This is a genomic window from Sporolactobacillus sp. PKPK-6 (genome assembly GCF_056678885.1).
This window is the reverse complement of the sequence record NZ_JBWXPA010000002.1, coordinates 235901-257819: the sequence shown is the minus strand read 5'-3', so window position 1 is coordinate 257819 and position 21919 is coordinate 235901. Positions and strand designations below refer to the sequence as shown.

The 21919-nt window shown below is 46.6% G+C and carries 19 protein-coding genes, 1 other RNA gene and 1 pseudogene; 19 read left to right on the top strand and 2 right to left on the bottom strand.

Features of this window, described 5'->3' with window-relative positions:
- Nucleotides 1-72: 72 nt before the first annotated feature.
- From AC1MBV_RS12200 to yajC, 8 genes are all read left to right on the top strand, one after another.
- Entirely contained in the window at nucleotides 73-648 is a 576-nt protein-coding gene (locus AC1MBV_RS12200; RefSeq protein ID WP_255745560.1) for a YhcN/YlaJ family sporulation lipoprotein, read from the top strand.
- 247 nt (nucleotides 649-895) lie between these two features.
- The gene (locus AC1MBV_RS12195; protein ID WP_255745558.1) at nucleotides 896-1624 is read left to right on the top strand and encodes a YebC/PmpR family DNA-binding transcriptional regulator; all 729 of its coding nucleotides are present in this window, start codon (nucleotides 896-898) and stop codon (nucleotides 1622-1624) included.
- A gap of 197 nt (nucleotides 1625-1821) precedes the next feature.
- Nucleotides 1822-2424, top strand: a complete 603-nt coding sequence (gene ruvA, locus AC1MBV_RS12190; RefSeq protein ID WP_255745557.1) for a Holliday junction branch migration protein RuvA — start codon at nucleotides 1822-1824, stop codon at nucleotides 2422-2424.
- Nucleotides 2425-2440: 16 nt separating this feature from the next.
- Entirely contained in the window at nucleotides 2441-3451 is a 1011-nt protein-coding gene (ruvB, locus tag AC1MBV_RS12185; RefSeq protein WP_255745556.1) for a Holliday junction branch migration DNA helicase RuvB, read from the top strand.
- A 20-nt stretch (nucleotides 3452-3471) separates the two neighbouring features.
- Nucleotides 3472-3657: a DUF2905 domain-containing protein gene (locus AC1MBV_RS12180; RefSeq protein WP_480948783.1), complete on the top strand. Its 186-nt coding sequence runs from the start codon at nucleotides 3472-3474 to the stop codon at nucleotides 3655-3657.
- 132 nt (nucleotides 3658-3789) lie between these two features.
- Nucleotides 3790-4833, top strand: coding sequence for a tRNA preQ1(34) S-adenosylmethionine ribosyltransferase-isomerase QueA (gene queA / locus AC1MBV_RS12175; protein WP_255745551.1), 1044 nt, complete (start codon nucleotides 3790-3792; stop codon nucleotides 4831-4833).
- A complete protein-coding gene (gene tgt, locus AC1MBV_RS12170; RefSeq protein ID WP_255745549.1) occupies nucleotides 4833-5978 on the top strand; it encodes a tRNA guanosine(34) transglycosylase Tgt in 1146 nt (381 codons plus the stop codon). Before queA ends, tgt begins: the two co-directional genes overlap by 1 nt.
- A gap of 30 nt (nucleotides 5979-6008) precedes the next feature.
- Entirely contained in the window at nucleotides 6009-6296 is a 288-nt protein-coding gene (gene yajC / locus AC1MBV_RS12165) for a preprotein translocase subunit YajC (RefSeq protein WP_255745994.1), read from the top strand.
- Between the two features lie 49 nt (nucleotides 6297-6345).
- On the opposite strand, the gene AC1MBV_RS12160 is transcribed toward yajC, so the two are convergent.
- Nucleotides 6346-6723 carry a TIGR04086 family membrane protein gene (locus AC1MBV_RS12160; RefSeq protein ID WP_255745547.1) on the bottom strand — a complete coding sequence of 126 codons (378 nt, stop codon included), beginning with the start codon at nucleotides 6721-6723 and terminating at the stop codon, nucleotides 6346-6348.
- A gap of 181 nt (nucleotides 6724-6904) precedes the next feature.
- Here AC1MBV_RS12160 and AC1MBV_RS12155 point away from each other — a divergent pair, with 181 nt between their 5' ends.
- Nucleotides 6905-7447 carry a YetF domain-containing protein gene (locus AC1MBV_RS12155; protein ID WP_480948388.1) on the top strand — a complete coding sequence of 181 codons (543 nt, stop codon included), beginning with the start codon at nucleotides 6905-6907 and terminating at the stop codon, nucleotides 7445-7447.
- On the opposite strand, the gene spoVB is transcribed toward AC1MBV_RS12155, so the two are convergent.
- Complete coding sequence (gene spoVB / locus AC1MBV_RS12150) at nucleotides 7444-8997, bottom strand: stage V sporulation protein B (RefSeq protein WP_480948387.1); 1554 nt, start codon at nucleotides 8995-8997, stop codon at nucleotides 7444-7446. The two genes, AC1MBV_RS12155 and spoVB, sit on opposite strands and share 4 nt — an antisense overlap.
- 246 nt (nucleotides 8998-9243) lie before the next feature.
- On the opposite strand from spoVB, the gene AC1MBV_RS12145 reads away from it, so the two are divergent.
- The 10 genes and pseudogenes from AC1MBV_RS12145 (at nucleotide 9244) to ssrS (ending at nucleotide 21870) form a co-directional block, all read left to right on the top strand.
- On the top strand, nucleotides 9244-9531 hold the full coding sequence (locus tag AC1MBV_RS12145) for a post-transcriptional regulator (protein WP_255745541.1): 288 nt from the start codon (nucleotides 9244-9246) through the stop codon (nucleotides 9529-9531).
- Nucleotides 9532-9603: 72 nt separating this feature from the next.
- Nucleotides 9604-11845 (top strand): annotated as a pseudogene (secD, locus tag AC1MBV_RS12140) (protein translocase subunit SecD).
- A gap of 30 nt (nucleotides 11846-11875) precedes the next feature.
- Nucleotides 11876-12220 (top strand): LapA family protein, encoded by a 345-nt coding sequence (locus tag AC1MBV_RS12135; protein WP_255745540.1) that lies wholly within the window; start codon nucleotides 11876-11878, stop codon nucleotides 12218-12220.
- Nucleotides 12221-12267: 47 nt separating this feature from the next.
- Nucleotides 12268-14595, top strand: coding sequence for a single-stranded-DNA-specific exonuclease RecJ (recJ, locus tag AC1MBV_RS12130; RefSeq protein ID WP_480948386.1), 2328 nt, complete (start codon nucleotides 12268-12270; stop codon nucleotides 14593-14595).
- A 78-nt stretch (nucleotides 14596-14673) separates the two neighbouring features.
- Complete coding sequence (locus tag AC1MBV_RS12125; RefSeq protein WP_480948385.1) at nucleotides 14674-15186, top strand: adenine phosphoribosyltransferase; 513 nt, start codon at nucleotides 14674-14676, stop codon at nucleotides 15184-15186.
- A 273-nt stretch (nucleotides 15187-15459) separates the two neighbouring features.
- Nucleotides 15460-17637 carry a RelA/SpoT family protein gene (locus AC1MBV_RS12120; protein ID WP_480948384.1) on the top strand — a complete coding sequence of 726 codons (2178 nt, stop codon included), beginning with the start codon at nucleotides 15460-15462 and terminating at the stop codon, nucleotides 17635-17637.
- A gap of 17 nt (nucleotides 17638-17654) precedes the next feature.
- On the top strand, nucleotides 17655-18101 hold the full coding sequence (gene dtd / locus AC1MBV_RS12115) for a D-aminoacyl-tRNA deacylase (RefSeq protein WP_480948383.1): 447 nt from the start codon (nucleotides 17655-17657) through the stop codon (nucleotides 18099-18101).
- A 448-nt stretch (nucleotides 18102-18549) separates the two neighbouring features.
- Entirely contained in the window at nucleotides 18550-19812 is a 1263-nt protein-coding gene (gene hisS / locus AC1MBV_RS12110) for a histidine--tRNA ligase (protein WP_480948382.1), read from the top strand.
- 23 nt (nucleotides 19813-19835) lie between these two features.
- Nucleotides 19836-21608 (top strand): aspartate--tRNA ligase, encoded by a 1773-nt coding sequence (gene aspS, locus AC1MBV_RS12105; protein ID WP_480948381.1) that lies wholly within the window; start codon nucleotides 19836-19838, stop codon nucleotides 21606-21608.
- Nucleotides 21609-21684: 76 nt separating this feature from the next.
- Nucleotides 21685-21870: non-coding RNA, 6S RNA (gene ssrS, locus AC1MBV_RS12100), on the top strand.
- The last annotated feature ends 49 nt before the right edge of the window (nucleotides 21871-21919 follow it).

The following is a 21919-nucleotide window of genomic DNA, read 5'->3' as shown; positions in this document are numbered from 1 at the left end:
TTTAACGGTAAAAATTCTTAAGCGTAAAATGCTCCTTCTTCACACATGATAAGTGCGAAAGGGGGAGTAAAAGTGAAAAAAGCAATAGCAAAATTAGGGACAGTATTAACGTTAAGCGCCTTGTTGGCAGGTTGTCAGGCGGACAACGCTGCGTATAACCGTCCCAATGCGCCGCGTGATGTAAATTACCGCACCGGCTACAATAATCCAAACTCAAATGCGGTTCCGCCGACTTCACCTGATTACAGCAATCTGAGCGGTGACACCAATAATCAGGTAAACCAATTGAGTTATGGAGATCAGAAGAAATTAGCAAACCGTATTGCAGATCGAGCAGCTTCTGTTGATGGAGTGGATGAGGCTCATGTACTGGTTTCGGGGAATAGCGTTGCCATTGGCGCTGTTCCAGATAAAGGACAAAATGATCGTGCAAATTTAAGAAAGAAAATCAGGCTTGCAGTTCTTCCGCTTGCAGGCGGTCGTGAAGTGCTGGTATCAACCGACAGCCGTTATGTGAAACGAATTACGGCAACAGAAGCCACGTTTAATGCTGGCAAGGCGACTCGAGAAGTTCGCTCAGATATTGTTGGTATTATCGACGATTTAACCAATGCTGTTAAACGTCCGTTTGAAAACAACAGCAAATAAAAAGAATTATTCTGAGAGAAAGAGCAAGGGCATTAAGCCTTTGCTCTTTTTTTCGGGATAAAAAATGGGTATAATGGGAACGGAATGAAATTTGCGGAGTACATTAAAGCAGCGTGTGAAGAACTTAGGGTCAGAAAAACATTAGTAAGTAGAGAACGGCTTTGGCTAGTTCTTTTTTTGACCTTATGTTTATCAGACGGACGCATTAATCTTTTGTTTACCGCATTTTTTGGGGAGGAGAAGAATTATGTCTGGACATTCAAAATGGAATAACATACAGCATAAGAAAAATGCGTTGGATGCCGTACGTGGTAAAATGTTTATGAAGCTATCCAAGGATATTTTCCTTGAAGCGCGTCACGGTGGCGGTGATCCAAGTATGAATGCCGGATTAAGGCATGCGATCGAAAAAGCAAAAGCTGCCAATATGCCAAATGACAATATTTCCCGGGCAATCAAGAAAGCGACCGGAAATTTGGACGGCGTGACCTATGAAGAAATTACTTATGAAGGATACGGTCCAGGCGGTGTTGCAGTCATGGTTGATGTTCTGACCGACAATCGTAACCGATCAGCTTCTGATATCCGTCACGCATTTACAAAGAGCGGCGGCAATTTAGGCGAATCGGGAAGTGTCGGCTTCCTGTTCGAAAAGCAGGGCATCATTGAAATTGAAAAAAAAGACGGCCTAGATGAGGACACGGTTATGATGGATGCCATCGACGCAGGGGCAGATGATATGAGAACTGAGGAAGATCGGTTTATTATCGTGACGACACCTGACGTTTTTGAGGATGTCCGAAAAACGTTGGACGAAGAAAAAGGCTATGAAATTGATCGTGCTGAGGTCGCTATGATCCCGACGACTAAAACTCCGTTGAGCGGAACAGACCTCGAAAAAATGGAAGCATTGATCGAGGCTTTGGAAGACAACGACGATGTACAGGATATTTACAGCAATCTTGAAGAAGCATGATTTCAGATGAGTGTGAATGAGGGGACATTCGACATGAATGTCTCCTCATTTTTTACTGTGCTCAGTCCCTTACTTGCATGTGAAACGCCTATGAGCAGCATGATGGTACCTATTAGCTTTTCTTGGGACAAATGCTTGCCATGTGATATGATAGACAAAGATCTTAGCTTAGAAACGATGGACGAGGAGCAAGCTTAGTGTTTGATTATATTAAAGGAATTTTGACCTATCTGTCCGGCAGCGGTATTGTCATTGAGCAGGGCGGATTCGGCTACAAGATCATATGTCCGAATCCGTTCAGCTATCAACCGCAGCTGAATAAAGAAACGAAGATTTATCTTTACCAGTATGTGCGCGAGGAAGCGAACGTTTTATATGGATTTCAGACGAGAGAGGAACGGGAATTGTTTGTCCGGTTGCTCTCTGTTTCCGGGATTGGACCGAAAAATGCGCTTGCCATTCTTGCTTCGGGGGATCCTGATGAGGTTATTCAAGCAATTGAGGCGGAGGACGATAAGTTTCTCACCCGTTTTCCGGGAATCGGCAAAAAAACAGCGGGACAAATAGTTCTTGATTTGAAGGGCAAGCTGCAAGAATTTGCTGTACGGCCTGCGGACATGCAATTAGAGGAAAATGCAGACAGCAGGCTGGAAAACGCGCTGGCGGAAGCGACGGATGTTCTGTCGATGCTTGGTTATTCAGAAAGAGAAATCCGTAAAGTTGTGCCGCAGTTAAGCAAACTTGACTTAAGTGCGGAGAACTATGTGAAAGAAGCTTTGAAGCGATTATCCAAAGTGTAAAAGGAGGGCGCCCGATTTGGAAGAGGATCATTTGCTGTCTAGTGACTCGACACTTGAGGATCAAGGGCTGGACCAATCCATTCGCCCTTCTGATTTAGACCACTACATTGGTCAAGAAGAAATAAAGCAGAACCTGAAAATTTTTATTTGTGCAGCAAAGGCACGTCATGAACCGCTCGATCATGTGCTTCTTTACGGCCCACCCGGACTAGGCAAAACAACTTTATCGATGATTATCGCATCGGAAATGGGCGCAAATATTCGAACAACATCCGGACCGGCACTTGAGCGGCCGGGCGATCTTGCTGCTGTGCTCTCATCACTTGAACCTGGCGATGTGCTTTTTATTGACGAGATTCACCGCCTTCCTCGCCATGTTGAAGAAATTCTTTATCCGGCAATGGAAGATTTCTGCATGGATATTGTGATCGGAAAGGACGAAACCGCACATTCGGTACGGATCAATCTGCCGCCGTTTACGCTCGTCGGTGCAACCACGAGGGCCGGTTATTTGTCTCCTCCGCTTCGTGACCGTTTCGGCGTGATCAGCCGTCTTCAGTTTTACAGCCCGGAAGAGTTGTCAATGATTATAAAAAGAACGGCATCCGTACTGCAAACAGAAATTGAAGAGGATGCCTGCTTTGAAATCGCACGACGCTCACGGGGAACGCCTCGAATCGCGAACCGCCTGCTCAAGCGCATTCGCGACTTTGCCCAGGTAGAGAGCAATGGCCTTATTGACCGCGCAACGGCGAGGAACGGGCTGAGCCGTCTCCATGTTGACGAAGCGGGGTTAGATCGTGTCGATCATCAGCTGCTGATGGGAATCATTGACCAGTTTCACGGTGGTCCGGTAGGATTAGATACCCTAGCAGCTGCCATTGGCGAAGAACGGCATACAATTGAAGACGTGCATGAGCCGTATTTGCTTCAAATCGGTTATATTCAGCGCACGCCGCGCGGACGGATGGTTACCGATCAGGTATACAGCCACTTTAATCTTGAACGAGGAGATCGGAAGTCTTGAGCGGTATAAGCAGAACACTCATGATTGCCGGTGCCGTTCTGTTTTTAGTCGGCCTGTGCTGGCCTCTGATAGGACGGCTTCCTGGAGATATAATGTTTAAAAAGGGGAATACCACTTTTTTCTTCCCTATTGTGACTTGTATTATAATAAGCTTAGTTTTATCACTAATAATGTATGTAATAAATCACTTCTTTCACAGGATGTGATGATTTCAACGTTGCTCACAGGACGTACTTCCGCAGGATGCGGTGGCCTGGATGTTACTCACAGGATGTGAGTAACATCCAGGATCCCTTGCAATGAGTTGAAGTTCCTATAAAAAGAAAGAGAGTGCTGAAATGGAATTATCTGATTTTGATTATGAATTACCTGAAGAATTGATTGCGCAGACCCCACTGAAGGATCGCGCGGCATCGCGGCTCATGGTGCTGAATCCGAACAAGGATCGAATTGCACACCATACGTTTAGCGAAATTATCGATTATCTAAATCCGGGCGACTGCCTTGTTCTGAATGACACGAAGGTGCTCCCGGCACGGTTGATCGGCCATAAAGAAGAGACCGGCGCAAAAATTGAATTGCTGCTTCTGAAACAAAAAGAAGGAGATACATGGGAATGCTTAGCCAAGCCGGCAAAGCGCGTGCATCAAGGGGCACGCATTTCATTCGGCGACGGGATGCTGGTCGGAGAGTGTACTGAAGAGCTGGATGAGGGACGCCGACTTGTGACCTTTCACTACCAGGGAATTTTTTATGAAGTCTTGGACGCACTTGGCAAAATGCCGCTGCCGCCTTACATAAAAGAGCAGCTCGATGATCCTGATCTGTATCAAACTGTCTATGCAAAGCATCGCGGATCTGCGGCAGCACCGACTGCGGGACTGCATTTCACGAAGGAATTGCTTGCAGAAATTGAAAAAAAAGGGATACACATCGTTTTTATTACCTTACATGTCGGACTAGGCACATTTCGCCCGGTTAAGGTGGACAAGATTGAGGAACACACCATGCATTCGGAATTCTATCAGATGTCTGCCCAGGCCGCTGAACGGCTGACGAAAACACGCGCCGAAGGCAAACGGATTATTGCGTGCGGCACAACGGTTATCCGTACATTAGAGACAATAACAGCGAAATTTGACGGCAAGTTTGAAGAAGCATCCGGCTGGACTGATATTTTTATTTATCCAGGATTTAAATATCGCGCTATTGACGGAATGATCACCAATTTCCATTTACCTAAGTCGACACTCATCATGCTGGTCAGCGCATTCACAGGCCGTGAGTTCATTATGAAAGCCTATCGCGAAGCGGTAAAGGAACGGTATCGTTTCTTCAGCTTTGGCGATGCTATGTTTATTGAGGAAGGAATTAACCATTAATGAATCAAGCTGCAGTTACCTATGAATTAATTAAGACAGATAAGAAAACGGGAGCGCGACTTGGGAAGCTCCATACGCCACACGGAACGTTTGATACGCCAATGTTCATGCCGGTCGGAACACAAGCAACGGTCAAGACGATGAGCCCGGAAGAACTAAAGGAGATGGGTGCAGGTGTCATCCTGAGTAATACCTATCATCTCTGGCTTCGCCCGGGTGAAGATATAGTACAGGAAGCCGGCGGTCTCCATCATTTTATGAATTGGGATCAGGGAATATTGACTGATTCCGGTGGTTACCAGGTATTCAGTCTAAGCAAGCTTCGTGATATCTCTGAGGAAGGTGTGCATTTTCGCAACCACCTGAATGGTGAGAAACTTTTTCTGTCTCCCGAAAAGTCGATAGCGATCCAAAATGCGCTTGGTTCGGATATTATCATGGCGTTTGACGAGTGTCCTCCGTTTGATTCAACCTATGAGTACATGAGGACATCCGTAGAACGTACGAGCCGTTGGGCGGAGCGTTGTCTGGCAGCTAACGTCAATCCCGATCGTCAAGCGCTGTTCGGCATCGTGCAAGGCGGCGGCTATAAAGAGCTCCGCGAACTGTCGGCGCGTGCACTGACTTCGCTTGATTTTCCAGGCTACGCAATCGGCGGGCTGTCGGTTGGCGAACCGAAGGATAAAATGAATGAAATGCTTACCTATACGACTCCGCTGCTCCCTGCTGATAAGCCACGCTATCTAATGGGTGTCGGTTCGCCCGATTCACTGATTGACGGTGCCATTCGTGGCATCGACATGTTCGATTGCGTGCTTCCGACTCGGATTGCGCGCAATGGTACATGCATGACCGAGCATGGGCGGCTTGTTATTCGCAATGCGAAATTTGCCCATGACTTTGGTCCGATCGATGAATCATGCGACTGCAAGGTATGCCGAAATTATTCGCGCGCGTACATCCGTCATCTGGTAAAAGCAAATGAAACATTCGGATTTCGCTTAACTACTTACCATAACCTTTATTTTCTGATAAAATTAATGAAGCGTGTCCGATCTGCGATCAAAGAAGACCGGCTGCTTGAATTCAGAGAGGAATTCTTTGAATCGTATGGTTTTAATAAACCGGGTGCTAAAAACTTTTGAGTATAGAAGGGAAGAAGTTCATTGAATCTTATGCAGTTGTTACCATTGTTGGTGTTTGTAGCGATTTTTTATTTTTTGCTCATTCGCCCGCAACAAAAGAGATCTAAAGAAACAAGAGCAATGCAATCTGCTCTGTCCAAGGGCGACAAGGTGATTACGGTCGGCGGACTTCAAGGAACGATCGATTCGATCGACGATCAGGCAGCGGTGCTTCGCTGCGGCGGTACGAAACTGACTTTTGAACGCAATGCGATCCGTGCGGTCCTTAAAAAGGCCAATGCACCGGAACCTGCTGTTGAAGAAAGTACAGAAAAATAATAAATCAAAAAAAGCGGCCGCTTATGGCCGCTTTTTTTAAATCCGCAAATTAATGCTTTCCGGCAAAAAGGTTGACGCCAATTGCGCCTCCAAGCGAAGCAGAGGCAATATTAGCGACAAAGAATAAGTACTGATTCAGGCTTGGGCTCTGATTAAGACCAAGATACTGAAAGAAGAGACTGAACAAACAGTAAGCGAGTCCGGTAATGGCACCGATCAAAAGTCCTTTTTCTTTTGTCTTTGATCCGGAAATCACGCCGCCGATAAAAAGCGCGACAATTGAGATCACGATGGGAAGAATGGAGCCATTCGATTCTGCAAACGTTGTGAAACGCAGCAGTGAAGCAAGCAGAAACGCGGAAGCAAGGACGATGAGGATCGCAGCAATCATTCCGTATGTGACAGCACTAAGCCAATTTCGGGACATTTTACCACCTCCGACATAATAAGTGAATTTATGGATAAAGGATTTGGGATTGCCGCATGAAACCCGACAAATCGAGATTCCTGATAGTCCATCTTATTCGGACAGGTTCAAAAACATGACACCTGTCCCATTCATGAAATCGTTCAGTTTGCTCATACTAAATACAGAGAGGAGGAGCAGAATGGGAACATCGATGATTCGAATGCTTTGCTTGGCGCTGCTCATGTTTATGGGATTCAGAAAGTCATTGAATGAAAAAGTTTCAGATCAATCGGGTTTTGAAATCGCGCTTGTATTCTCTGCGGTCGAATTAATCGTTGCGGCTGTAATTATGCCGGAAAAGCCGCTGCTTCCGCTGCTCATGCCCTTTCTGATTTTGATCCTCATTTATCGATCACGCTTTTGGCTCTATCGGTTCGCCGCTAAATGGTCGATTCATGAACATCTCATTCAATATTTGAAGGCTGCTGATTTCCGCTTACCGAAAAAGAAACCGGATCATTCGTTGCAATCCGATCATGAACATCCTCGCCCCGGGCTCTCACTCATTGAGAATGGAAAAGTACGGAGCGATAATCTGGAACAAATTGGAAAGACACAGCTCTGGCTTAGACAGGAACTGAGAAAATTCGGCTATCGCAATATTCGCCAAGTCAACTATTTAAGAATGGATCCTCTGGGAAATTTCTACATGGATCTTAACAAATACATGCGTAATGATTAACTGAGCCACTTTCCGATGATCGGGAGCTGGCTCAGTTGTTCTTTTTGCAGCAAACCGAGAAAAGACGCGAGTACTAAATAGAGTGCGGCTACCAATGAGATCAACATCAACGTTCTCGGGAAAAGCGACCAGGCAGTAAATGCACGCTGAATAAGCAGATGTGCGACGAAACCTGAGAATGCGATTAAGAGAAAGGTGCGGATGTAGTCCCGAATAATCAACGAAAATCCGATGGCTTTAAACATGACTGCGGCGTGCAGGACAGTGACGAGAACAACATTAGTGCAGATAGCAAGTGCAGTACCTTTAATACCGAATTCCGGCCGGCAGGTGAGTACAAACAACATAATGGTTTTGACAACAGCTCCTGTTAAGGTGTTATACATGGCCGCCTTTGCTAAATCCAGTGCCTGAAGAACGGCATGCATGGGTGCTTGAAAATAAAAGATCATGAAAAACGGCGTCATAATGTAGAGAAATTGAGCTGACTCGGGTGAGTCGTAAATAATGCTCATCAGCGGTTTGGCGAATGAGTAGGTGACAACAATGGAAAGACCACCGGTGAGCATAGCAATGCGCAATGCTTGATTCAAACGATAGTGAATCAGATTAAAGGACTTTCGCGCATAGGCTTCACTGATCGCGGGGACAAGCGAGACATGAAGGGCATGCGTGATGAAGCTTGGCAGCAGCAGAAGTGTCATCGCGTATCCGGTCAGCTGTCCGTAAAGTTGTGTGGACGAGGCAATGGAGTAACCGGCGATGACGAGCGCATGTGAGACGATCATTGGTTCGAAGAAATTACCGAGCGATGAGATGAGCCGGCTGCCCATCGTCGGCAAACCGATTCGGAGCAAGTCGCGCAGAACTTCACGAGTTCCCTTTAATGATTTTCGCTTCGGCCCTTTCATCTTTATTCCTTCGCCGTGTTTGAAGACATAGAGCATATAAAGAAGCGAGGCACATTCTCCTGCCGATCCGGCAATCATTGCACCGGCTGCGGCATAGGCGACTCCGTAAGGCATTAACAGGTTGGCTAGTGTCGCGACGAGCGAAATACGAACCACTTGCTCAACTATTCCAGAATAGGCATACGGCTTCATGTTGCGAATTCCTTGGAAATAGCCGCGCAGAACCGAGCTTACGGCGACGATTGGGATCACCGGTGTTATGGCAAGCAGAGGGTAGATAACGCGCGTATCAGCAAATAAGTAGTTTGCCGACAGCGGAATGATGATCAGCATAATTGCGGTGAGTACGATGCTGACGAATCCGACAATGGCAAGCGACCAGGCAAGTACCAATTTAACTTTGCGGAAGTTGCCGAATGTCTGCGCCTCTGCAACAAGTTTCGATATAGCAACCGGCAAACCAAGTTCGGTAAGCGTTACGACCAAGAGCATGGCCGGAAACGCCATCATAAAGAGGCCGACCCCTTCGTCACCAATTACACGAGCAAGAACCATTCCGTTAATCATACCGAGAATGCGGGTAATCAAACCCGCTGTCATTAATATAAAAGAGCCTTTTAAAAAAGATTGTCGTGTCATGAGCGGCCCGCCTTTGTTTGCAAATTAATAAATAAGTAAATGATGTGGCTAGAGACCACGGCTGGAAAGGAAAGTTCGCGGCCATAGTGGAGTATATGCATCAAAAGGGTCCAAGCATGACAAGCCATGCTCATTTAATAAGCATCATGACCGAACTATTAGAGAAGGGGCATGGCCTCATTTGTTTTTTTGTGTTTCGTATTCAATCACAAATATGCTATTATAGGCTTTATGGGAGGAATCGAAATGCCGGATGAATTGAATGATATGGATAAGTGGCGGACGATCATTGAGCCGTTTCTGCAAAGTAAATTAAATGAGTTTCAATTGCTCGGTCTTAATCACTTGAAAATGGATGAATTCTGGCAATTTGTTAAAGAATCTCTGGAAAAAAAGAAAGAGGACAAACCCGAACGAATACATGAAGTGGTGGCTGCGGTCATGGCGCTGACTGTGAATGATTACATGAACAAGTTGCGCTTGGATCTATTTAAAAACAGCTCAAATGAAATGGACAGCTCACTGTTCAGATAAATGCGATTCGCAAGCGGGGGGAGCTTTCGTAGTTAACGAGAGTCGATAAAGAGAAGGGAGCAGGCTTAGAACATGGTAAAAAAAGGACCGATTTTTTCCTTTTTTGCGCTTTTAATTGTGCTGGGAATTATCATTGGTTTTGCAGTAAATCCCATCATACATAGGGTGAATTTGGGACTTGACCTTAAAGGCGGGTTTGAAGTGCTGTATCAGGTCGAACCGCTGAAGGCAGGTCAAAAAATTGACAGTGACACAATGAGCAACGCGGTTGCTGCAATCAATAAACGAATCAACGTGCTCGGCGTCAGTGAACCGAATATTTCGATTGAAAACGGACATCGAATTCGTGTTCAACTTCCAGGCGTGAAAAATGAGCAACGCGCGCGCCAGCTGCTGTCAACAACGGCGAAGCTGGAATTCCGCGATTATAAAGACAGGCTGATGTTGGACGGATCGGATTTGAAACCGGGCAAGGCGAAGGTCGCTTTCGATGAAATGAACAAGCCGATGGTTACTTTGCAGCTGAAGGATCCGAAGAAATTTGCCAGTGTGACGAAGAAAATCGCTGGTTACGCTCCGAACAATCAACTGGTCATCTGGATGGATTATCAAAAAGGTGATTCATACGCAAAAGAAGCGAAGAAAAGCAAACCGAAGTTCATTTCAGCTCCTAGTGTGTCTCAAGAACTAAATACTTCTGATGTTGAAATCACCGGGAGCTTTACAGCTAAAGAGGCTACGAATCTGAAGGATCTATTGAACTCTGGATCACTTCCGGTTCGGATGGTTGAGAAATATTCGACCTCTGTCGGTGCACAATTCGGACAAGACTCCATGAAAGAAACAATTTATGCCGGAGCACTTGCCGTTGCGGCCATCATGCTGTTCATGCTTTTGTTCTACCGTTTAGGCGGACTGATTGCGGATTTAACTCTGATTTTCTACAGTGTCATTGTTATGGCTGTGTTCGTCGGACTGCAAGCAGTGCTCACGCTGCCGGGCATTGCCGCGATGATCCTCGGCGTAGGAATGGCAGTCGATGCCAACATCATCACGCTTGAACGAATTAAAGACGAGCTGCGCGGCGGAAAATCCATACTCTCCGCATTTAAAGCCGGGAACCAACGTGCGTTGCCGACTGTTGTCGATGCCAACCTGACGACGATCATTGCCGCAGCTGTGCTGTTCGCCTTAGGAACCAGCGCAGTCAAAGGATTTGCCGTCATGCTACTGATCAGTAACGTGGTTACCTTCCTGACGTCGGTTTACGGTGCCCGTCTGCTGCTCGGTCTCTTGGTTCATAGCCGTGCACTAAATGATCATCCGTGGCTGTTTGGCGTAAAGAGGAGTGATATTCGTGGAATTAAATGAGAAAATGAATTACAAGCATTACAATAAATTTTACGATCACTTTGATTTTATGAAGCATAGAAATGTATTCTTTATCATTTCTTCTGCGTTGATTATAGTAGGTATCCTTTCACTCTTTGTCTTTAAGCTTAATTTGGGTATTGATTTTTCGAGCGGAACGCGAGTCGATGTTCAAAGTACACAGGCGATATCGATTGAAAAAGTTGATCAGGCATTTCGCGCGATGAACTATGATCCGGAACGTCCGGTCGTTTCAGGAACGCATAAGAATATCGCGACCGTTCGAATTAATAAAGAACTGAATCAGCACCAGATTGCGGAAATAAAAAGTAAAATCAAATCGCAATTCGGTATTGAGCCGAACGTCAGCTCAGTATCTCCACAGGTCGGACGCGATCTTGCGAAGAACGGTTTGTTTGCGTTGATTTTGGCTTCTATCGGTATCATCATCTATGTGTGGATCCGCTTTGAATTTCTTCAGGGTCTGACGGCGGTGCTCGCGCTGATCCATGATGCCTTTTTCATCGTGACCGTATTCAGCCTGTTTCACCTCGAAGTCGATATCTTGATCATTCCTGCTATACTGACGATTGTCGGTTATTCGATCAACGATACTATTGTGACGTTTGACCGTGTCCGTGAAAACATCAAGTTAAGCAGAAAAAGGCTCACAACAATTGAAGAATATTCGTCGATTGTTAACTTGAGTATTCGCGAAACGCTGACGCGATCATTAAATACGGTTCTGACTGTGTTAATTCCGGTTGTTCTGTTGCTGATCTTCGGCAGCGAATCGATCCGCAACTTTACGATGGCACTCTTCGTCGGACTGATTTGCGGCGTCTATTCGTCAATCTGTATTGCATGTCCACTATGGGCAGTGATGAAGGTTAAGTATCTTGATCAACGAAAGAAAAAGAGAACCGTACAAACTCAGGCGTAATTTTCAGTGGAGAAATGGAGGTACCGGTAAATGAAAAAACAGTGGAGAATACTCCTCGTACTCATTTTCACATTGATCATTGTTCTTTTTTCAATTGCTAATGTGGAGACCGTGGGGTTCAGCTTTCTGTTCGGCGTTGTCCGGCTGCCACTTATTCTTGTGATCATCGGATCGGTGTTGATCGGGGCGCTTCTCATTGGTCTGTTCACTTATTCCACAATTTACAAACAGCGGCATCGAATCGGCAAGCTGGAACGTGAGTTGCGAAGAATGATTGAACTGCACCCTGAGGATACCGATCGTTTGAAAGTAGATATAGGCAGTGAAACGTCATCAAGTGAATCACGGACTGCGAGGCGTCGGTCGAAAAAATAAAATCCGGCCTAAGCGGGGAACCGGTTGTTGAGGGAGCGCGAAGGCGGATGCTGAAATCGAAAAATCATTGGAAAATAAAAAAAGTGGATGAAGAAAAGGTGCAGCGGCTCTCAGAGTCGCTGCATATTTCTGTGATTACAGCTCGTTTACTGGTTGCCAGAGGATTTGACGATGCTGAACGCGCAAAGCGCTTTTTGCATTGTGAGCGCATGAAATTCTATGATTCTATGAAAATGAAAGGCATGAATGACGCCGCTGCCCGTATTACCGAAGCGGTCGCTCATGGTGAACAGATCCGCGTCTTTGGCGACTATGATGCAGACGGAGTCACATCGACAGCGATTCTGATTCGTGCGCTGACAGCAATCGGTGCACAGGTTTCATTTTATATTCCGAATCGGTTCAGAGATGGTTACGGACCTAATGTAGGCGCGGTTGAACAGGCAAAGAAGGACGGCGTAACACTCATTATAACTGTTGATTCCGGCATCGCAGCAAGCGATCCAGCCGAATGCGCGAAGCGTATGGGGATTGATTATGTGATCACCGATCATCATGAGCCGCCGGAACAGCTTCCGGAAGCTTTTGCGATTCTCAATCCAAAGCAGAAAGACTGTCCTTATCCCTTTAAAGGGTTGTCCGGTGCAGGAGTCGCACTTAAACTTGCCCAAGAGATCTGTCCGGCGGATGCATTTAATGAGAAACTGATTGCATTAGCAGCCATCGGAACCATTGCCGACCTTGTACCTCTCGTTGATGAGAATCGTTTGATTGCTTATCTTGGATTAAAAACGATGAATGAGGGATCGCTGCCGGGAATTGACGCACTCAAGATGAAAGCATCCGGAGCGAGCGCGGTTGACAGTGATGTGATCGGCTTTCAAATGGCGCCAAGGCTGAATGCCGCGGGACGCATGGATGATGCACGGGTTGCGCTTGAACTGCTGCTGACTGATGATAAGAGCGAAGCGGTGGCGCTTGCCGAACAGCTTGATTCATTAAATCAGGACCGGCGCGCAATCGTAGATAGAATAGCCAAAGAGGCTGATGCACAGGCAGCCGAATATATCAGTCGTGGCGATAAAGCACTTGTCCTTGCCGGAACAAACTGGCATCAAGGTGTCATCGGCATTGCGGCATCGAAAATTGTCGGCAAATATTACCGCCCTGTGATCATCCTCAGTATTGATAAAGAAACCGGTATTGCTAAAGGATCAGGGCGCAGTATCGATGGTTTCAATCTTTATCAGGGATTGAAGGACACATCGAGTCACCTGATTCAATTTGGCGGGCATCAGATGGCGGCGGGTATGACGGTTGCGAAAAGCGAGATTGGAGCGTTTCGGCAGGCTTTTGCCGCTGTGGCAGATCAAGTGCTTCAGCCCGAAGACCTTGTACCTCAATTGACCATAGACGGTATTTCCACAGTCGACGATCTGTCTGTAGAGCTGATTGAGGAATTGGCGAAGCTTGCTCCATTCGGCACGGACAATCCACGTCCGCTGTTTCAAATTGAGCAGGCACCGTTGGCGAAGATGGGCGCTGTTGGACGTAATAATAATCATTTGAAAGTGACGCTTAAGGGCAACGAAAAAGAGCTTGAGGCAATCGGATTCGGATTTGGCAACTGGCTTCCGCGTCTATCACCGAACGATCACTTAGCTGCAGTCGGCGAGTTAGGGATTAATGAATGGAACGGTTTTAGAAAAGCACAGCTGCTGATTCGTGATCTTCGTGTAGAGGGTATTCAAGTGTATGATTGGCGTTCCGTCCGCGACATTCATGAAAAAATGGCACAGCTTGCTGATGATTCTGTAACACTGCTTGCCTTTCAGCCGGAAACCGCTGCACATTTTCAGCTTGAAGGTGTAGCAAAGATATACGAACCCGGCATATCCATTTCAACGGATGCTGTTGCACTTCTTGATCTTCCAAACGAGGAAGCTCAACTTGAAGAAGTGATCGGAGAAAATCCGCAGCTTAATCGCTTTTATTGCATCTTTTATCATTCGGAAGATCACTACTTTTCAGTATTTCCGGAACGCGATCACTTTGTGTGGTATTACGCGTTGATTCGCAAAAGACATTCTTTTGATGTTCGGGCGATGATGCGACAGATCGCAGGATATAAAGGTTGGAGCGAGCAGTCGATTTCTTTGATGACCCAGGTGTTTTTTGAACTTGGTTTTGTTAAAATAGAGAAGGGTTTCCTAACCGAGAATCCTTCTCCGGTTAAAGCACCGCTGACGTCCTCCGAAACGTATTGTAAAGAGAGGATGCAACGTGAACTGGAGGCTCGCTTCTGCTATTCGCCGATCGGCGAGCTGAAGCAGTGGATCACCGGCCAGTTTAAACATGAGCGAGTTTTGAAATGATTCAATGATATTTTTTCAGATAGGTATTGGTCAATTAATAGAAAGACCTTATTCTTTGAAATGGAGAGAGCGCACAGAATGGATTATGCTAAGTATATTAAGTCGGTTATGGATTTTCCAACCGCAGGTATTAATTTCAGAGATATTACGTCGTTGCTTGAGGAAGGGCCGGTCTATCGATCTGCCATTGATGAACTAGCAGTCTTCGCGAAAAGCAAGAATGCCGAAGTCATTGTCGGGCCGGAAGCGCGCGGATTCGTTATTGGAGGACCGCTTGCCTATTCTTTAGGACTCGGCTTTGTACCTGTCCGCAAACCGGGCAAATTGCCGCGCGCGGTTGCGACTGTTTCCTATGAAAAGGAGTATGGTGTCGATACTTTATGCGTGCATAAGGATTCGATTAAACCGGGTCAGCGTGTGCTCGTTACCGATGATTTGCTTGCGACCGGCGGTACGATTGAAGCAACAATTAAATTGGTTAAACAATTGGGCGGTGTCGTCGCCGGTGTTGCCTTCTTAATTGAATTAACCGAGCTCAATGGCTCCAAGCTGCTTAAAGATTATGATGTCCTGTCCTTAATTAAATACTAAATAGATGATCCGGAGTGCCTGGAATCAGGCACTCTCTTTTTCTCACTGTGTTTTGTCCGCTGTCAGGATGGACAGAATGGATGTAAACTCTTTACTTTAATCCTTTTATCTTTGATAATAGTCCTAATAGGTGCCAATTGTGCGGGACCATAGTCTCCGGCGAATGGCTGCCTTACTTCTTTTTTTACTTATTCGTCTGAAATTACTAAATTTAGTGGTTGAAAGATTCAGATCGCAGAACCGGCAATGGTCCTGCATACGGGTGATGATATGATGACGATGGAAGAACTTATACAGCAGGCTTCAACCTACTTAGATAAAAAAGATATTGAATTAATTCGCGAGGCTTATCATTTTGCAGATCGCGCGCATAAGGGACAAGTCCGCCGGTCGGGCGAACCCTATATTATGCATCCGATCGAGGTTGCTGGTATTCTTGTGCAATTAAATATGGATGTCACAACCATAATCAGCGGCTTTCTTCACGACGTCGTAGAAGATACGCCGGTCACGCTGGAGGACATCCGTGAAGCATTCGGAGATAACGTAGCCGAGCTTGTAGACGGAGTAACAAAGTTAAGAAATTTTGAATATACCTCAAAAGAAGATCAGCAGGCGGAGAACCACCGCAAAATGTTCGTTGCTATGGCACGTGATTTGCGCTGCGTCATTGTGAAGCTTGCCGACCGGCTGCACAATATGCGTACATTGAAATATATGAGCGCAGAGAAGCAGATTCAAAAAGCGAATGAAACCTTGGAGATCTATGCGCCGCTCGCCAATCGTCTCGGTATTTCCGCAATTAAATGGGAGCTTGAGGATATCTCGCTTCGTTATTTGAAACCGCAGCAATACTATAAAATTGTTAATTTGATGAAACAAAAACGTGAGGAACGGGAAGCCTATATCGCTCAGGTCGTTGAAGGATTGAGATCGTATGTAAAATCTGTACATATTGATGCTGAGGTGTCCGGCCGCCCGAAACATATTTACAGCATCTATCGCAAAATGGTCAATCAACATAAACAGTTTAATGAAATTTATGATCTGTTTGCAGTTCGGATCATTGTCAAAAGCATTAAAGACTGCTATGCGATCCTTGGCATTATCCACACACATTGGAAACCGATGCCCGGTCGCTTCAAGGATTATATAGCCATGCCGAAAACCAATATGTATCAGTCTCTCCATACCACCGTAATCGGGCCTAAAGGCGATCCGCTTGAGGTTCAGATCCGAACTGAGGAAATGCACGACGTTGCGGAATACGGAATTGCGGCGCACTGGGCGTACAAAGAGGGCAAGGTTCGAAACATCAATAACAAGTTTGAGGACAAGCTCACTTGGTTCCGTGAAATTCTCGAATACCAGAATGAAACCGATGATGCTAAGGAATTTATGGAGTCTCTGAAAATGGACTTATTTTCAGACACTGTATTTGTGTTCACACCTAAGGGTGATGTGATCGAGCTTCCGGTCGGATCGGTACCGATTGATTTCGCATATCGTATTCATACTGAGATCGGCAACAAAACGGTTGGCGCGCGTGTCAATGGCAAGATGGTTCCGCTGGATTACAAACTAAAAACCGGTGATATTGTCGAGGTCATGACTTCAAATCATTCATACGGACCAAGCCGCGATTGGCTGAAGATCGCTCAAAGCTCTGCTGTAAAGAATAAAATCAGACAGTGGTTCAAGCGTCAGCAGCGCCAGGAAAATGTGGCGAAGGGCCGTGAAATGCTTGAAAAAGAATGCCGCAGTCAGAATGTGAGCATAAAGGATAACCTAACTGAGGATAAGATCACTGCTGTGGCGAAAAAGTTTAATTTTTCACATGAAAATGAGCTGTTTGCAGCGATCGGCTACAACGGGATTACAGCGAAACAGGTCGTTACCCGTCTCACAGAGGATGAGCACAAGGCACCCGAAACAACAGACGCAGAGGAACGGATGAGACAACTCTCCGAACCCAAGCCGAGCACGAATCAACATCGGAAGACGTCGCTTGGCGTGCGTGTTAAAGGTGTCGATAATTTGCTTGTACGCCTCGCGCGCTGTTGCAATCCGGTGCCGGGTGACGCCATAGTCGGCTATATCACGCGCGGCCGAGGTGTTACCATTCATCGAGTGGACTGCCCGAATATCAAAAATGAAGAGGAACAGCGCCTGATGAAGGTCGAATGGGAGAGCAGTGAATCACGATCGAAGGAATACAATGTCGATATTGAGGTAACAGCCTTTGACCGGAACGGCCTGCTCAATGAAGTGCTGCAATGCGTTTCCGATTCGCACACGGCCATTAACGGTATCTCCGGCCGCGCCGATAAAAACAAGGTGGCAACGATCAATATGACGATCGCGATCACAAATATCGATCATTTGTATCGAGTGGTCGAGAAAATCAAGCGGATTCCGGATATCTATTCGGTTCGCCGTGTGATGCAATAGAAAAGGACGGATTCCAAATGAGAGTTGTTTTGCAGCGGGTCAAACGCGCTAAGGTCGACATCGACGGGAAAACGGTAGGTCAAATAGACGCCGGTCTGCTCCTCTTAGTAGGCATTAAAACCGGTGATACAGAAGATGATCTTCAGTACGTCGCCGATAAACTGTCCGCTTTGCGTATCTTTGAGGATGACGGGGGCAAAATGAATCGGTCGATTATGGATGCTGAGGGGGCTGTTCTGTCTGTATCTCAGTTCACGCTCTACGGTGACGTGTCGAAAGGCAGACGTCCGAGTTTCATCGAAGCGGCCCGTCCGGAGATTGCTGAGCCTCTTTATGAAGCGTTTAATGATAAGCTGAGAGCACATGGACTTCATGTTGAAACAGGCGTTTTCGGTGCGGACATGGCGGTTTCGCTCGTGAACGACGGTCCGGTGACGCTGATTGTCGAAAGTAAAAACCACTAATCAAAGCGGTTTGCAAAAGTTTTCGCTAAACCTTGACATTTTTTGTGAAGATACGTAGTATAGAAGAACGAACAAAGCCAGTGATGGAGAGGTTTCGGGATAAATCAGCCAATAAGAGAAGGCATTCACGGGCTGGAAGATGCCGGCAGATATTTCCGAAAACAGACACTCCTGAGGCGCTTTTCTGAACGTCGGTAATTTATGCGATCAGTAGGAAGAACCGTAACCCGGGCGTTAACCGGTATTCAGAGGAAGCATGTTTATGCTTCAAATGAGGGTGGCACCACGAAGCTCATTCGTCCCTTGTCTGTCGGCTTACCGATGGACAAGGGCTTTTATTTTATCAGCAATCATTTAATGTTAATGTGTGAAGAGAGAAATTAAGGATGAAACGGATCCTGCGATGATTGTTGCAGCGATCGCGATAACTGTTGAAGGAGGAACTCTTGTGACGATTAAAATTCCCCGCGGAACATACGATGTTCTGCCGGAAGACGCTTTTAAGTGGCAGAAAATCGAAGCTGTTGCACGAGATGTCTGCGCATTATTCAATTATAGGGAAATGAGAACCCCGATCTTTGAGTCTACAGATCTTTTCCAGCGCGGCGTTGGCGATACAACCGACATTGTGCAGAAAGAAATGTACAGCTTTAAGGATCGCGGTGATCGTGATTTAACGTTAAGGCCGGAGGGAACGGCATCATTTGTGCGCGCTTATGTCGAACACAAACTGTTTGGAATGCCGAGCCAGCCGCAAAAATTGTATTATATCGGGCCAATGTTCCGCTACGAACGTCCGCAGGCGGGGCGCAACCGTCAATTTACTCAGTTTGGCTGTGAAGCGCTTGGATCAGCGGATCCGTCAATTGATGCTGAAATCATTGCACTTGCTCTGACTTTTTACCGGAAGCTCGGATTGAAGAATTTGAAGCTTGTTCTGAATAGTTTAGGCGATCCGGAAAGCCGTGCCGCCCACCATGAAGCACTGATTGCTCACTTTAAGCCGTCAATCGGCGAGTTTTGCGAGGATTGCCAGAAACGCTTAGAGAAGAATCCGCTGCGTATTCTTGACTGTAAAGCGGATCACAATCATCCGCTGATGGCGACTGCACCATCGATCATTGATTATTTGAATGATGCTTCTCGTGATTATTTTTCCAAGGTCAAGACGATTCTTGATGAGATGGGTATTGAGTATGAACTGGATCCGACACTTGTCCGTGGTCTTGATTATTACAACCATACGACGTTCGAGATCATGGGTGCGAGTCAGGGTGCCATTACGACGCTCATGGGCGGCGGTCGTTATAATGGGCTCGTCAGTGAGCTTGGTGGTCCGGAAACACCGGGAATCGGTTTTGCACTGAGTATCGAACGACTATTACTGGCACTCGAGGTCGAAGGTGTGTCGCTTGACTCCGATCCGTCGCTTGACTGTTTCGTCGTCGCTATTGGCGAGAAAGCCGAACAAAAGTCGCCGGTTCTACTGAATCAGCTGCGTCAGGCAGGTTTGCAGGCCGACAAAGACTATATGGAGCGCAAGGTCAAAGGCCAATTCAAACAGGCGGACCGCGACAAAGCAAAATTTGTTGTCGTTATCGGCGATGAAGAGCTGGATGCGCAAAAGGCCGTCGTCAAGAATATGGCCGACGGATCTCAGGATGAAGTCGCATTCGCCGCTTTAACTGATTATCTAAAGGAAAAAATCTGATTCATAGTGATGGAGGTCATACCATGTATCGCAACGCAAATTGCGGTGAATTAACCGAAGCATCTGCTGGAAAAACGGTCACACTGGCCGGATGGGTGCAAAAACGAAGGGACTTAGGCGGCGTCATTTTTATCGATCTGCGTGACAGATCCGGCTTTGTCCAAATTGTGTTCAATCCTCAAGTGGACCAAGAAGCCTGGAAAAAGGGGGATAAGCTGCGCAGCGAATATTGCGTCACCGTCACAGGTGAAGTTGTTAAGCGTGATCCTGAAGCGGTCAATGAAAAAATCAAGACCGGAACGATCGAAGTTATGATCAGTGAAATCACGCTGCTGAACAAATCAAAGACGCCGCCTTTTCCAATCGAAGACAACATTGAAGCTTCCGAAGATATTCGCCTGAAATACCGCTACTTAGATCTCAGACGTCCGGAAATGCTGGAAACGTTTAAAATGCGTAATAAAATTACACATACTTTGCGTGATTTTCTTGATAAAAAGGAATTTATGGATATGGAAACACCAATCCTGACCAAGAGCACTCCGGAAGGCGCACGCGACTACCTTGTACCAAGCCGTGTCCATCCGGGCGAATTCTACGCGCTTCCGCAATCGCCTCAGCTGTTCAAACAGCTGCTGATGGCTTCAGGTATTGAAAAATACTACCAAATTGCCCGTTGCTTCCGCGATGAGGATTTGCGCGCCGACCGCCAGCCTGAATTTACTCAGGTTGACATGGAAATGTCGTTCTTTGAAGTCGAAACGTTCCAAAATATGGTCGAAGAAATGCTTGTCCGCGTGATGAAAGATGTTAAAGGCATTGATATTCCGCAGCCATTCAAACGCCTGACCTATGCAGAAGCCATCGATCAATACGGCAGCGACAAGCCGGATACACGCTTCGATATGAAGCTGATCGATCTGACCGACATTGCTGCCGACAGCACGCTGAAGGTATTCAAGGAAGTTCAGGAAAAAGGCGGCCTGGTCAAAGCAATTAACGCAAAAGGTGTAGCTTCCCAGTTCTCACGCAAGCAAGTCGATGAGGATCTGCGCGGTATCGTTTCGCCATATGGCGCCAAAGGCCTTGCTTGGCTGAAGGTAGAAGAAGGCGGTATGAAAGGTCCAATTGCGAAATTCTTTGACGAAGCATTAAACGCACGAATCATCGAACGCACGAATGCAGAACCAGGGGACTTGCTGTTGTTCGTTGCTGACAAGAAAAAAATTGTTGCCGACAGCCTTGGAGCATTGCGTCTGCATCTCGGCAAGACGCTCGGCTTGATTGACGAATCGGCATTCAACTTCCTGTGGGTCACACACTTCCCGCTGCTTGCATACAGCGAAGAAGAGCATCGTTATGTAGCAGAACACCATCCGTTTACAATGCCAGTCATTGAGGATCTTGACCGCATTGACAGTGATCCGGGCAGCGTACGTGCCCAGTCCTTCGATATGGTCTTGAACGGATTCGAACTCGGCAGCGGTTCGCAGCGTATCAGCGACCCTGAGATGCAGGAACGTATGTTTAAGCTGCTCGGCTTCACTGAGGAACGCGCGAGAAAGCAATTCGGCTTCTTGCTCGATGCCTTCGAATACGGCGTTCCGCCACATGGCGGCATGGCGCTCGGCATCGACCGTATTGTTATGCTGCTCGCCGGCCGTACAAGTCTGCGCGATACCATCGCGTTCCCTAAAACGGCGAGCGCAAGCGACGTGCTGACTAAAGCACCAAGCGAAGTCAGCCAGGCGCAATTGAGTGAGCTGCATCTTGATGTTGCGGCAATTCTTAAATAAGCTGCCAACACGATCCAGGCTAATTTGCCTTGATAAGCGCTTACAGATATGCTATAATGATTACACAAGTTAAGAAAAGATCCTGAAGTGTTAGTCTTATGTCGTTATGTTTTGACCGAACATATTTTGATCGGGAGTCCGATGTTTTCACTCGGAGCGCATGCCCTAGTTAGGGACTCGCAAACTGTGGAACAGGGCACCCACCTGCCTATAAGTGCGGGTTTCAAAACTGCGGCTTTGCAACGGCACGTTTGGGATTTTTTTTATTTGCGAAAAAATAAGCTGGAACCATGGGCAGCAATGTCCAGGTT